This window comes from Paraburkholderia sp. 35.1 (assembly GCF_050436525.1).
Taxonomy (GTDB): Bacteria; Pseudomonadota; Gammaproteobacteria; order Burkholderiales; family Burkholderiaceae; genus Paraburkholderia; species Paraburkholderia tuberum.
The window spans coordinates 3,253,439-3,266,941 of record NZ_JBNDMJ010000003.1; the positions used below are offsets into that span (position 1 = coordinate 3,253,439).

The 13,503-nt window shown below is 60.5% G+C and carries 11 protein-coding genes and 1 pseudogene; 6 read left to right on the forward strand and 6 right to left on the reverse strand.

Features of this window, described 5'->3' with window-relative positions:
- Positions 1-113: 113 nt before the first annotated feature.
- Entirely contained in the window at positions 114-506 is a 393-nt protein-coding gene (locus OKW27_RS35320) for a hypothetical protein (protein ID WP_429336183.1), read from the reverse strand.
- Here OKW27_RS35320 and OKW27_RS35325 point away from each other — a divergent pair.
- Positions 505-2,127 (forward strand): mechanosensitive ion channel family protein, encoded by a 1,623-nt coding sequence (locus OKW27_RS35325; protein WP_429336184.1) that lies wholly within the window; start codon positions 505-507, stop codon positions 2,125-2,127. The two genes, OKW27_RS35320 and OKW27_RS35325, sit on opposite strands and share 2 nt — an antisense overlap.
- A 606-nt stretch (positions 2,128-2,733) precedes the next feature.
- Here the strand turns inward: OKW27_RS35325 and OKW27_RS35330 are convergent.
- Positions 2,734-4,125 carry a hypothetical protein gene (locus OKW27_RS35330; RefSeq protein WP_429336185.1) on the reverse strand — a complete coding sequence of 464 codons (1,392 nt, stop codon included), beginning with the start codon at positions 4,123-4,125 and terminating at the stop codon, positions 2,734-2,736.
- Position 4,126: 1 nt separating this feature from the next.
- Positions 4,127-4,492, reverse strand: a complete 366-nt coding sequence (locus OKW27_RS35335) for a hypothetical protein (RefSeq protein WP_429292645.1) — start codon at positions 4,490-4,492, stop codon at positions 4,127-4,129.
- Between the two features lie 721 nt (positions 4,493-5,213).
- Here OKW27_RS35335 and OKW27_RS35340 point away from each other — a divergent pair.
- From OKW27_RS35340 to OKW27_RS35350, 3 genes and pseudogenes are all read left to right on the forward strand, one after another.
- Complete coding sequence (locus tag OKW27_RS35340) at positions 5,214-5,543, forward strand: hypothetical protein (protein ID WP_429336186.1); 330 nt, start codon at positions 5,214-5,216, stop codon at positions 5,541-5,543.
- 485 nt (positions 5,544-6,028) lie between these two features.
- Positions 6,029-8,290 carry a filamentous hemagglutinin N-terminal domain-containing protein gene (locus OKW27_RS35345; RefSeq protein ID WP_429336187.1) on the forward strand — a complete coding sequence of 754 codons (2,262 nt, stop codon included), beginning with the start codon at positions 6,029-6,031 and terminating at the stop codon, positions 8,288-8,290.
- A gap of 3 nt (positions 8,291-8,293) precedes the next feature.
- Positions 8,294-8,563: pseudogene (locus OKW27_RS35350) on the forward strand (alpha/beta fold hydrolase); the annotation flags it as partial.
- 159 nt (positions 8,564-8,722) lie between these two features.
- Here OKW27_RS35350 and OKW27_RS35355 read toward each other — a convergent pair.
- Positions 8,723-9,655, reverse strand: coding sequence for a DMT family transporter (locus tag OKW27_RS35355; protein ID WP_429336188.1), 933 nt, complete (start codon positions 9,653-9,655; stop codon positions 8,723-8,725).
- Positions 9,656-9,784: 129 nt separating this feature from the next.
- Here OKW27_RS35355 and OKW27_RS35360 point away from each other — a divergent pair, with 129 nt between their 5' ends.
- Positions 9,785-10,702 (forward strand): LysR family transcriptional regulator, encoded by a 918-nt coding sequence (locus OKW27_RS35360; RefSeq protein ID WP_187618859.1) that lies wholly within the window; start codon positions 9,785-9,787, stop codon positions 10,700-10,702.
- 51 nt (positions 10,703-10,753) lie between these two features.
- Here the strand turns inward: OKW27_RS35360 and OKW27_RS35365 are convergent, their stop codons facing one another.
- The gene (locus tag OKW27_RS35365) at positions 10,754-10,954 is read right to left on the reverse strand and encodes a hypothetical protein (protein ID WP_429336189.1); all 201 of its coding nucleotides are present in this window, start codon (positions 10,952-10,954) and stop codon (positions 10,754-10,756) included.
- A 357-nt stretch (positions 10,955-11,311) separates the two neighbouring features.
- On the opposite strand from OKW27_RS35365, the gene OKW27_RS35370 reads away from it, so the two are divergent.
- Positions 11,312-12,103, forward strand: coding sequence for an SDR family NAD(P)-dependent oxidoreductase (locus OKW27_RS35370; RefSeq protein WP_429292650.1), 792 nt, complete (start codon positions 11,312-11,314; stop codon positions 12,101-12,103).
- Positions 12,104-12,229: 126 nt separating this feature from the next.
- Here the strand turns inward: OKW27_RS35370 and OKW27_RS35375 are convergent, their stop codons facing one another.
- Positions 12,230-13,225 carry an LLM class flavin-dependent oxidoreductase gene (locus OKW27_RS35375; RefSeq protein ID WP_090805675.1) on the reverse strand — a complete coding sequence of 332 codons (996 nt, stop codon included), beginning with the start codon at positions 13,223-13,225 and terminating at the stop codon, positions 12,230-12,232.
- Positions 13,226-13,503 lie beyond the last annotated feature (278 nt).

Genomic DNA, 13,503 nt, shown 5'->3' on the forward strand with positions numbered 1-13,503 from the left:
CAATCGGTCCCACACTTGCGCGCCGCACACGAAGCGGCCAGTAAGCGAAACAGTGCCCCCGGATGTGCTCGAAGTCTTCCGCGTGGGAAACGAGGGCCGTCAGCTCTGGTCGCTTACTTCGGCGCCGAGACACCCAGCACTTGCGGCGTGGTGGCCGGCACGGTACCGCAGCTGACGGTGTGCGAGACGTGGCGGACGCATAGGCTGACATAGTTCCGGTCGATTGGCCGTTCAATCACGCTTGGATGCGCCCAGCCAAGCCGGCCGCCGCCACTGTGTCTGGAGCCGTCGACCGTATTTGCCGCGTTCGACAATCCGGGCGTCGCTTTTTTGGCTCTCTTGATATACGTCAAGAGCGCCAGTCGCGCGCACGGCAGGATATCCGTGGGAAGTCTTCCGGCAAAGTTTGGCCGAGCAGACGCCTTGTCCGGTGACACGATGACGGCCTTGTTGGCAGGAGAGCGCCCAATGTCTCTCAGAATTCCCATACTTGCGGTGTTGTTCATGATGCTGGCGTCTCCGCTTCAGGCTGCAAGTGAGGAGGTGCGCCCGGAAACGCCCGTCCTCCTTGAGTCGGTGCTCGAAACGGCCCCGGTCGAGATCGACGGTCAGCTCCTGTTCAGCGTCCGAGGGGTTTCGTCCTTTCCCGCCGAGCAGCGCGCCGAGGCCATTAGGGGAAGAATCGAAAAGGTAGCGGCAGACCCCTCATTCCCGAGCGACGGGTTGAGCGCCGAAGTTGTGGAGAACGTCACGATGATCATGGCCGGGCCAGCCACGCTGATGATTGTGAGCGAAGCGGATGCCCAGTTGGAACACACGAGCCGCGACCATCTCGCCACATTGCATCTGATGCGAATCCACCGGGCCATCGACGAATACCGGCAGTCCCGTAGAAGCGACGCCCTGCTCAAGGCGGGGCTGTATGGGGCCGGAGCCACGGCCCTGCTAGTGCTGGCGATCGCAGTTCTGCTCATGCTCAACCGGTGGTTGGACAAAGCGCTTTCCCGACTTCTGAAAAGTCGTGTTCACGCCGTCGGTATCCAGTCTTTTGAGATCCTCCGTTCCGAGACCATCTGGAAGGCATTTCATCGCCTGATGCTTGTGATTGGCGTCGTGACCATTATTGTGTCAGCGTATGCCTATTTGCATTACGTACTTGGGCTCTTTCCATGGACCCGCTCCATCTCCAATGGTCTGTTCGCCCTCGCCGCTGGCGCGGTCGAGCATATGGGAAAATCCGTGGGCGCCAATATCCCGGACATTCTCATTCTGGGCATCATCTACTATCTGTCCCAGTTCGTCCTGCGCCGGATAAGGCGCTTCTTCGACGCGGTGGCGCAGAAGCGCGTCACCTTTGCCCAATTCGAGCCGGAATGGGGCCTCCCGACCTATAAGCTTGTCCGGGTTTTGATCCTGGCCTTCGCGCTTGTCGTCGCCTACCCGTACATCCCTGGCTCCGAGTCCGCCGCCTTCAAAGGGATTTCCATCTTCATCGGTCTAGTGCTCTCGCTCGGCTCCTCGACAGCGATTTCCAATCTCATTGCTGGCTACCTGATGACTTATCGAAGGGTGTTCAAGGTCGGCGACCGGGTGAAGGTGGGGGACGTGACCGGCGAGGTGATCGCCATCCGCCTCCAGGTGACCCATCTGCGGACGGTCAAGAACGAAGAGGTCACGATTCCCAATTCCCAGATCCTGAACGGCGACGTAACAAACTTCAGCTCCTTGGCCGGCACCCGAGGATTGATCCTCCATACCACGGTCGGAATCGGGTACGAGACCCCCTGGCGACAGGTGGAGGCGATGCTGCGCATGGCCGCAGAGCGAACTTCGGGGGTGCTCGGGGAGCCGCAGCCGTTCATCCTGCTAACCAAGCTGGGGGATTTTGCGGTCACTTACGAACTGAATGTCTATATCCGTGACCCGAATATGATCGCCCGGATCTATGCGGACCTGCACCGACACATCCTCGATGTCTTCAACCAGTACGGGGTGCAGATCATGACTCCTGCCTACGAGGGCGATCCCGACGAACCGAAGCTTGTACCGCGGGAGCAGTGGTATGCGACACCGGCATCGCCCGATCAAAGGGAAGAAACTGAGAACGCGGAAAGCGGCTCGTCATAGCGGCGCACAGGCGCGAGAGCGCAGAGGTAACGAAGGCCACCCCGGCGCGACGGCTCAACCCACGGTTTTCCGTGCGGGCAGAAGGGTGGCGTTTTCTGTTGTCGAGCTACGAGGCATGCGCGGATCCGCTCTGGCAAGCAAGTTTGCCCAGAATTGCTGTCCTACGCGAATACCGCAGGAAAGGTCAATTTAGATCGGGTACGCCGCAAGGCGAAGCATTAAAGCTACCGCCCCCTCCTGAGGCCCGATCTTCGTCCCGTAATCGATCCATTGCCGCCGTGCACCGCCGCCGGCTCTGACCGACGAGCCGTCCGCAGTCTGGCGTACCGTCTGGCGCATCAAGTGACTGCTTGACTTTGATACCTGCCCTTGAATCTCATACGGCTTGACCGGCATAGGGGTCGACTTGCGACGATCATCCGTTGCGGGCCGGCAAGCGGTTCTCAACTCAGCTATCGGACCGGGTTCGGCCATGACGCGTCATTCAATACATGACTCGCTTTGAAGTTCCGGTGTCCGTCGAGACCAAAAAACGGTCCTTCAAAGGGCGAATTGCGTGTCGGACCGCGCTTCGTCAGGTCGTAAGCGCTTCGCTCCCTTTTCCCGTCACAACAACTCAAGCGTTGCGACGCCGATTTCGCGAAGTTTCTGCCGAGCAAGCCGGAAGTCCCAATCGTCCCGACTCAAATCAGAAAACAGGTAGTCGGATACCATGAGTTGGATCGCAACGCGGCTGGCGACCCGCCCGTCGATCGCATTGGGTCCGTTGGGATGCAACGTGGCTGTCAACGCGACTTGCTCACGACTCTGACTATCGAGGATCTCGACGTCGACCTCAAAACCGCAGCCTCGCAGTGCATCGGAGCGATAACCCATGTCGAGGAAGTCAACTCGAACCGGCGCGAGAAGATTTCGGCCGCTGTCGATGTACGCGTCTGGATACACGTACGAATCCGGGTTCGCAAGATATACAGAGGCCACTGCGTTATTTGCCGCAATCAGAGTCTGGATGCCTTCACGACAGGTTTCTGTGATTGCGCGAAAGAGCGTGTCGCCGGAGTCTGGCGGTACACTATCAAACCACCGGGCGAATTCCTCGTTCGCCGCCCCATTCTCGCGTATGGCTTCCTCAATCGACACGTAACCGAGAGCCGCATCCCACCCGGCATAGAGATCCTTGAGCCCGCAGCCGAAGTCGCAGGCTTGCTCGCGCGTAAGGTGCTCAAGCAGCCGAAAGAAGCGCTGCGTCGGAGGGTCATCATCAGGTTGCTTGCCAAAGGTCCCAAGCAGCGACCAACTAACCACGGCAGCAAACTCATGAGCATCGGCATCGCGGCCGAGCTTGCGCCAGAGCGTGAAGAGCGAGCGCAATACCCGTACATACCGCGACGGGACGCTACCATTAACGATCTCTTTAAGGAACATTAACGCGCTCTTCTTCCCGGCGATACGGTCGATCGCGAAGACTTGCGCAAGCACGGCCGACGCCTCGTACAAGTCAACCGGTTGGATCTCAGACTCCGCGACCATGCACCTGCGGATCTGCGCATAGTTTTTTGCGGCTTGCGCAAGCGCGGCCGCATCTAGGCGATCGAGCGGCAATACTTGTTGCGCCCACAGTTGCTCTTGTGAGCGCCGCTCCTCCTCCGTCAAACGAGACCAGCGCAGAAGCGGTGTTGGTACAGGCAGCACGCTAAACCCTGCCCCGATACTTTGCATGCCGTTGAAGAATGCCGCGAGGCGTAGGCGGAAGATCTTGTTCCCGTGCGTCGACAGCACAAAGTCGTGCAGATGCCGAAACTCGTGATCAAGCACGCTCGCGACTGCAAGATCGTGGAGACTTTCGTGATCGAAATTCGCGTGGGCCGAGGGTTCGCCCGTGACAAGCGCTAAAAGCTTTTCAAATGAGTCGGGCGCGTCCGAATGGAACCGCAGACAGACACCGAGAAACTTTGTGTCAAATGCGCCGTAGTCTGCCTGAAGGAATGGCAGCGTCATGCTAGTCTGGCTTGGCAACCGATTCGATGAGTTTCTTGACCTGATCCTCGGTCAGATCGGCGCGCCAACGAATCTCGACTTCACCTTCTGAGGTCACCACTCTAATTTTCTTCTTCTGATCCGGCGCATTGCGCAAGAAGTTCAGCAACGTGAGGGAGAAGTTTCCAACTGCGAATCCCGACGATACGATGGCGGAGATAGCCGCGGCCTCGATCAATCCAAATTCGAAGCCGCGCGGACCGTCAACCTTCTGCGCGGAATTGACGGTCACGTCATCTGGATGCTTGCGCAACTCCTCCGCGAGCGGGTTAATGAGTTCGGGAGCGCCTACGATTCTGATCTGGATCTTCCGAGTTGCAGCCATCATCTCCTCCGTAGGCGAACCACGGTACCGTTCCCGGTGATGCAGTCGTAGACGTGATACTCGCCTCTGCGGCGCGTTCCCGTCAAGAGGAGCTTCCTCCGGCGTCATAAGCAGCCCTTGGTTCGCGGTGCCGCAGGGACAGTCAAACGTTGGCTGCGCCTTGGGTAGGGCACCTTCGCACTCTCAATGAGCCTGCCACGCGGTCGGCCGCGAACTGGTAGCCGAACTTGCCGTGGTGGGCACTCATCAAGCGAACGCAACTGACGTTACAGAGGAACAAAAGTGTGTGGCTGCGCGACAACCGCCAAATGAGCAAGTTTTGGCTAGCTAGGAAGGGCGGCGGCTGTCTTCGAAACGGTCGTAGCGGTTTCGCGGGCTTGAGTGACCGTTCCGGGTCGAACTGGGACGTTCATAGTTGCTTTGCCCCTTCACGTGGGCGATAGTTCAGAGGGTGGAATGACAAGCCCAAGGCCCGCCAGATATAGCGGCTCACTCCAGCTGTAGCAATTCTGTAGCAAACCAAAATTCACCCCGCGGTACCGCGCCCATAGCCCCACGCGGCAACAATCGACCGATATCCGAACGTTGCGATATGACAGCGCCTCTTCATCCAAAAAAAACCGTCTTATTTTCGCTCGAAGTCTGTCACCATTTCATGCGACACCGACCGTGAGCGTAGCGTTGGTCCTGCATTGCGGAAGTATGTCCTAACGGGAGAGTCCTGATGAGCAAGAAGTCCGAAACGAGCGGTAAGAGCGGCGCGAATGAGTCGACCGCTGCGACGCTGGCCGCGCTGGCGAATTACATCAGTGAGTTCGTCATCAATGGGACGCTCGACACCAGATGCGCCGCGAAACTAGTTAAGCGCCTGAGAAAGGAAGCGGAAACCATTTTGGAAAATGGAAGCGCGACAAAGCTGGCACAAAAGGATCTGAAGAAAGCGTTCGACACGGTTGACGCTGCAGTCCAGGACCACGATGCGAAACTGCTGGTCACAGCTAACGCCGCACTACGTACAGCAGACGAGGGGAAAAAGGCGGAAAAGTCGCACTGAAGACTCGCACGCCTTGACGCTGTAGTAGCTGCGTCCCTCAGATAATGTTTTCAACGGCGAGATACGCCCGCAGAATCACCTGGAGCACGGTCAGTACCGGCCATCAAGCGTCATTCGCCCCTCCCGTTAGACAGACGTTCAGACGTCGGCTCCGCATTGCAAACGGTCCTTGGCCTTTGGGACACGAGCGCCGGTATCGTCCATCGCCATAGGCTGTCCACAGCACGTGTCACAGGCGACTGGCAGAACCCAGTCGCGTCGTGGCGCAGTTTCGCGTTGATTTCGTAAAAGCATCTGCAGATGCCGGTACACGCCAGGCGGCCACAAGCGCACAGAATAAAAGGCGAAGAAGGCGCAAAACGCAGAGATATCGGCATGCGTCGGCGACGCGAGCGGCTATTCTTCAGACGCTGCGACTATCGCGTTTCCGGTCGGCTCTGCTGGTCGTCGGCAGCCATTCCGCGCCCCACGCGGAAAGGGGGGGTATGTCACGTCCAAAACTACCTCGGCGCACGCGACGCGCACTGCATCGTCGGCAGTCAAACGCACGCATGTGGCTCGTCATCGGCAGTTCGCTCACCGGTCTGTGCTTTGCCCATGCGACGCTCGCGGCGGGCACCCTTCCACAAGGCGGCACTTACGTGGCCGGCACGGGCGCGATAGCAAGCCAGGCCAACGGCCTCGTGATCACGCAACCGGGTTCGACGCGCGGCGTGATCGAGTGGAACGGTTTTTCGATCGGCAGGAACAACAGCGTGACGTTCGACAACGGCTCGGGCGCGACGCTGAACCGCGTGACGGGCGGCTCGCCGTCCGCCATCTTCGGCAGGCTCAGTGCAACGGGGAGTCTGTATGTGATCAATCCGCAAGGCATCGTCGTGGGGCCATCGGGCGTGATCAGCACGGGAGGCCGTTTCGTCGCGTCAACGCTCGATGTCTGCAACGACGCGTTCATGCAGGGCGGTGGTTCCCTCACGCTGTCGGGCGACCGGGACGCAAGCGTGATCAACCTCGGCAAGGTCAGTTCGAGCAGCGGCGATGTGTTCCTGATTGCGCGACACGCCGTGATCAACGCGGGCACTATCACAGCGCCCAACGGTACGGCCGAACTGGCTGCAGGCGAACAGGTGTTGTTACAGGACTCGGGCAGCAGCAGACAGGTATTCGTGCAGATGGGCAGTCAGGGCACCGTGGTCAATAGAGGGCACATAAAGGCCGCGCAGGTCAGCCTGCAAGCCGCCGACGGCAATGTCTACGCGCTCGCTGGCGGCGGCACGCGCATCCGAGCGACGGGTACCGCGAATCGTGATGGCCACGTCTGGCTCGTCGCCGATGGCGGCCGTGTCAGTCAACTCGGCAAGATCTCCGCGAGCAACGCGGATGGCAGCGGCGGAACGGTCGACACGCAAGCGGCACAACTGGCCTTTGGCAAGCATGCAGCCGTTCACGCGGGCCAATGGAACCTTTTGACGCCGGCTTTCACGATCGATGATGCCGCCGCGCGCGCGTTGCAGCGCAGCCTGAACGCGGGCACGTCGATCGATATCACGACCACAGGCGCGAACGGCGCAACGGGCGACCTGGGCATTGCTTCGAGCCTGAACTGGAGCGGTCCGGCTTCGTTCACGCTTGCCGCGTACCACAACGTCTCAGTGACGACGGGCACGACGATAGCGAACAATGGTGCGGGCAATCTGGCCTTGCGCTCCGACGCTTCGGGCATCGATAACGGCGGCAGCGTCATCAACAATGGCACCATCGACTGGTCGAAAAGTACGGGCATCGTCAGCGCGTTCTACGATATGAACGGCAGTTACAGCCCCGGCACGCTTGTCGGCAATGCGGCCTGGAGCGCGCCGCTCTACAGCGGGCTCGTGACGCAGATAACCGGCTATAAACTCGTCAATTCGGTCACGGACCTGCAGAGCATCGAGAACGATCTTGCCGGCAACTACGCACTCGGCAAGGACATCGATGCTAGCAATTCCGCGTTCACAACGCTCGGTTACTCTTCCGCCACGCCGTTCACGGGTCAGTTCGACGGTATGTGGCATACGATTTCCAACATCTCTCCGCGTTTCGACGCGGTTTTTAACGATATTGGGGCGAAGGGTGTCGTGCGCGACGTGAACGTCAACTCGAAGGTCGGCACAACGGTTTTCTTTTTTGACGGGACCGCAATATTGGCCACCAGCAATCACGGCACGGTGGCCAACGTCTTTACATCCGGGGCCATTACCTCACAGTCCAGTGATGCAGGCGACTCATTCGCCGGGCTTGTCGCCACTAACTACGGGCTGATCGCGCGCTCGGGCAGCAGCGCGACGGTTACGGCCGACGGTTCTGTCGCTGGGCTGGTTATCCTTAACGAAGGTACGATCACCGAGTCATACTCCATCAGCCGAGTCTCCGGAATCAGCTCGCACGGCCCAGCGGGAGGACTCGTCGCGTACAACGGCGGAACGATCACACAGTCCTTTGTGTCGGGTCCCGTGGGGTCGGTATCGGGGCTGGTAGGCGGTGTCTGCGCCAGTTGCGGTGGTCTCGGCAACGATGTCTACTGGAACGTACAGACAACGGGACAGTCGTCGAGTGGCGGCAACCTGCCAGCATCGAACGGGCTCACTACCGCCCAGATGAGCGCCCCGGCGAGTTTTGTCGGCTGGGACTTCGGTCCGAGTGGCGCCTGGACGATGCCGCCCGGGGCCACGCACCCCGTCCTGACCTGGCAAGTCACCGGGCAGTGAGCCATATTTTATGAGCTGGGCCAGCTCAGCATGCCGACGCTCCTGCTGATCGGCCAGAAGGACACGACGGCGATCGGCAAGGACGCCTCGCCGCCCGAGGTGCGCGCGAAGCTCGGCCATTACCCCGAATTGGGCCGCGCGGCCGCGAAGGCGATTCCCCATGCGACGCTGGTCGAGTTCGCGGGGCTCGGTCACGCGCCGCAGATGCAGGACCCGGAAGCGTTTCATCAGGCACTGCTCGATGGACTCGCGGCGGTGCCGACCAATCGTTGAGCGTTCAAACGGCTTTCTGTCCCGCTACCGTAGTCCTGCGTCGTTCACCGCCAGGCGAAACGTCCTGGTAGCTACTTTATAGCTCTTCGCGGATTTCCACGGAGGACGCTTGCGGACAGGCTGTAGTCGGCCAGGAGCCGCTTGCGACCTGAAGACAGGCTAACCGTCGACCGCAGTGGCGGGATGCATTTCAAGCGCCGCGTTGGCGTCCCTTTTAAACGGAACCGCCGCCAGCACCGATGCAAGTACCATCAGACCTCCGCCAAACCATGCCCAGCCAGAAAGATGCTCACCGAGCCATACGTATGCGAATAGCGCGCCGAACGCGGGCTCGCTTCCCATCAGCAAAGCGACGCGCGTTGGGTTGCTGCGCTTGACGGCAAAGTTCTGTGCGAAGAAAGCGAACAACGTACAGGCGAGCACGAGGTAAGCGATGCTCGCCCAGAAGTCACCGTGCCCACTGAGCGACGGCAGCGCATCCCAATGTTGTGACGGCAGCACGAACGCCGCCAGGACACTGCCCAATGCAACGACGCCTGCCTGGACCGCCGTCACCGACAGCGGAGCAAGTTCCGATTCGCGCATCACACGCTTGGTCACGCACACCATCAGCGCACGCAGTAACGCCGCAAGAAGAATCAGCGCGTCGCCCGCGGTCGGAATGATCGCGCCTGCGCTCACGAACGCGGCGCCCGTCAGCGACAGGCCCACGGCGATCCATTCTCCACTCGACGGCTTTCGTCGTAGCAACACCCATTCGACCAGCGGCGTAAGCGCGACACACAGACTGATAAGGAACGCCGCATTCGACGCGCGTGTGTGCGCTATCCCGAAAGTCTCGGCCAAAAAGATGCCGAGCAGGATTGCACTGGAGCCGAGCGCACCCAGCAACGCGGACGCTTTGACGTGTCGGAGCGAGCGCAACGCCGGCGACAACACGAGGAACGTCAGCCCGAAGCGCAACGCCAGCAGACCGAGCACGGGATAGATCGCGAGCGCGCCTTTCACGACCCCATAACTGGTGCCCCACACCATCGCGACCGCAAGCAGCATGAGGTCCGATATCCACAACGCGCTCTTTTGCTTCGACATGACGGACCTTCTGTTTTCATTCGAACGGCCCAAATTGTCAGGTATTGCATTGATAAATATAATCAGGCTCAGTGGAACATCTTTTATGTTTGAGATGCACAAATGACTGGTGCGCGTGCGAGGGTCGCGATGAATCCCAATGAACTCTTTGCGTTGCTACCCGACATGGCGACGTTTGCGAGGGTCGTCGACGCCGGCAACTTCTCCATTGCCGCGCGGCAACTGGGCAGTACACCGTCGACTGTCAGTCGGCAGATCAAGCGCCTTGAGGATTCGCTTGGCACGCGGTTGCTTGAGCGCTCGACCCGTAGCATCCGTTTGACGGATTCAGGCGCGCAGATCTACCGGTATTGCCGGGATATGGTCGGCGCAGCGTCGGGTGCCGTCGACGTCGCTGGACAAGTGACGGGTGATCCGCGAGGCAAGGTCAGCATCAGTGCGCCGATTTCATTTGCGAGATCTGTCATCCATCCGCTTGTTCCCGAATTTCTGCGCATGTGGCCCGACGTGGATGTCCATCTGGTCTTCGCCGACCACGAAGTCGATCCGCTACGTGACGATGTCGATATGGTGATCCGACTCACGCGTTCGCCTCCGCCAGGGCTTGCTGCCCGGCGACTTGGAGCGGTCAAATGGGTTCTATGCGCGTCACCTGCCTATCTCGCGGAACGGGGGACACCGGCCGAGCCGCATGACCTTGCTCGGCATGCATGCATGTATCTAGGGGAGACGGTCGACGACAATCGATGGCATTTCCGCCGCGACTCTGAGACACAGTCGGTCGAGGTGAAGGGGCGATACATCGCCAATGATGCGGGCGCGCGATTGGATGCTGCGCTGCATGGGCTGGGCATTGCGAGCTTGCCCGATTTTGCTGCTGCGCAGGCGATTTCGAGGGGCGACATTGTCCGGGTGCTGACCGACTGGGAGTTCGAGGCGCGTACATATATGGGACCGGTCTGGCTGCTTTATCCGTCGAGCCGTTTTTTACCGTCTCGAGCACGTGCGCTCATCGATTACCTGGTGAGCCAGCTTCACGACAGGTAGGCTGCCACACCGACGGCATCAGGCGCGCAGGGCTGCGCGCCTCCTTTGCTGTCAGCCGTGGTAGAAGCCGTCGGTGACCGAGTTTTGCAGCACGCCGTCGACATAGACGCCGACAGGGTCGCCATCAGCGGACGTGAGGATCGAGCCGATATGCTGGCCGGGTAGTTTCATCCGGCCGCCTTGAATTCTGGTCATCTCCTGGTGATCAAGTTCTGCAGCGTTCTGGATGTCGTCGATGCTCAGCGTGTTCATGATGTGTCTCCTTGAACAAGAGGGTTGTACAAACATTTAAGCGGCCGGCTGCTTGCAGCACACAACGCACATGTCATGCCATCCGGGCGTGACCTGCGCGGAGCGCATCCCCCGGTGAATCGCGATGATGCGAGTTTGGGCGCCACCATCACTTAGCCCAAACGAAGTTGGAAAATCGCTGACATGGCCTTGTTTTCCTTCTCCTACAACAGCAACGAATCGCAGGCGTTCTTGACCGAACCGCCTCACTGGTCGATGGTGGCGCATCGATTACATGTACGTGAACCTCCTGGCGGCATCCGACGTTCAAGACCCGATGTCGCCATTTTTAATTCATCCATTGAAAGGAAACCACTCATGGACCTGAATCTGACAGGCAAGCTCGCACTGGTGAGCGGCAGCACAGCCGGCATCGGTTTCGCTATCGCCAGCACGTTGGCGCAGGAGGGCGCTCGTGTGATCGTGAACGGCCGCGCCCAGTCATCTGTGGACGACGTGGTCGCGCAGCTGAAAGCGCAGACGGGCAGCGACGTGCAGGGATTTGCGGGCGATCTCAGTACCGCCGCTTCAGCAGAAGAGCTCGCGCGACGCTATCCGGACGTGGAAATTCTGGTCAACAACCTGGGCATCTTCGAGCCCAAGCCGTTTGAAGAGATCCCCGATGCGGACTGGCAGCGGTTCTTCGACGTCAATGTCTTGAGTGGGGTACGCCTCGCTCGCCTGTTTTTGCCTGCGATGAGGCAGGCCAACTGGGGGCGCATCATTTTCATTTCGAGCGAAAGCGCAGTGCAGATTCCAGCTGAAATGATCCACTACGGGATGACGAAAACCGCGCAGCTGGCGGTCTCGCGGGGGCTCGCCGAAGCCGTTGCCGGCACGGGCATTACAGTCAATAGCGTGCTGCCGGGGCCGACGAAATCGCGGGGAGTGGGTGAATTCGTGGAGACCCTTGCCAAGGCCGACGGCAAATCGTTTGAAGCGTTCGAAACAGAGTTCTTCGAGAAGGTCCGTCCCACCTCGCTCATCAAGCGATTTGGTTCGCCGCAGGAAATCGCGTCGCTCGTGGCCTATATCGCCAGTCCGCTTTCGTCGGCCACGACGGGAGCCGCGTTGCGGGCCGACGGGGGCGTTATAAAAAGCGCCTTCTAGACCCCGAAGGCATCGGACCGGCTTCTCACACGACCGGCCCCAAGTCAGTGCAAAGACAAGGACGGCTTGCCATGAGCCGCCCTTTTTTCGTGCGTCGCCGTGTCCGCCGATCGGTTCGCGAACCGCTTATCTGGCCGCCATCATTTCATCGCGCACCTCGGCGCCGATCTCGAACGACCGCAGCCGCGCGGCGTGATCGTAAATCTGCGCGGTCAGCATCAACTCGTTCGCGCCGGTCTGCTCGATGATCGATTGCAGACCTTCGCGGATTGCGTCGCGATCGCCGAGCACCGTGCAGGCGAGCGCACGCGCGACGTTGTTCAACTCCATCTCCGACGCGTCGAGCCGCTCGACCGGCGGCTGCAATTGTCCCGGCGTGCCGCGCCGCAGATTGATGAACTGCTGCTGCAGCGACGTGAACAGCCGTGCGGCTTCGTCGTTCGTGTCGGCGGCGAACAGATTGACGCCGACCATCGCATAGGGCTTCGCCAGCGTCGCGGACGGCCGGAACTGCGTGCGATACACCTGCAACGCGGTCATCATGTAATCGGGCGCGAAGTGCGACGCGAACGCGAACGGCAGCCCGAGCGCCGCGGCCAGTTGCGCGCTGTACAGCGACGAACCGAGCAGCCACAGCGGCACGTTCAGGCCCGCGCCCGGCACCGCGCGAATGCGCTGGCCCGCGACCGGCTCGGCGAAATACCGTTGCAATTCGACGACGTCGTCGGGGAAGGTTTCGGCGCTCGCCTGGAGATCGCGGCGCAGCGCGCGAGCGGTGGTCTGATCGGTGCCGGGCGCGCGGCCGAGGCCGAGATCGATCCGCCCCGGATACAGCGACGCGAGCGTGCCGAACTGCTCGGCGATCACGAGCGGCGCATGGTTCGGCAGCATGATGCCGCCGGAGCCGACGCGAATCGTCTTCGTACCGCCGGCCACGTAGCCGATCACGACCGAGGTCGCCGCGCTCGCGATACCGGTCATGTTGTGATGCTCGGCGAGCCAGTAACGCTTGTAGTTCAGCTTTTCCGCGTGCTGCGCGAGTGACAGTGTGTTCCTGAACGCGTCAGCCGGCGTGGCACCCGCGGTGACCGGCGAAAGATCGAGAACCGAGAAGGGGATCATTGTCTGTTGATTGCGATGGGCGGCGCTTTCGCGCGATGGGGCATTGTGGCAAAGCGGCGCCTTTTCTGCTGGCGGCGCGGCGATGCCCCTGTCGACCGAAGGGTCGGCAGGACCGATGAGGCGCACTGAGGCGCGACCCATGGCGCGGAAATTGCGCGTGCGTAGCGTGTTCGTGCGGCGGTGCTTCGCATTCGCAGTGCGCCCGAATAAGCAATCCAGCGAGTGACCGTGCGCCGATCGGAATTCGAGTGTACGGTTAAGTATCGGTGCGGTGACGC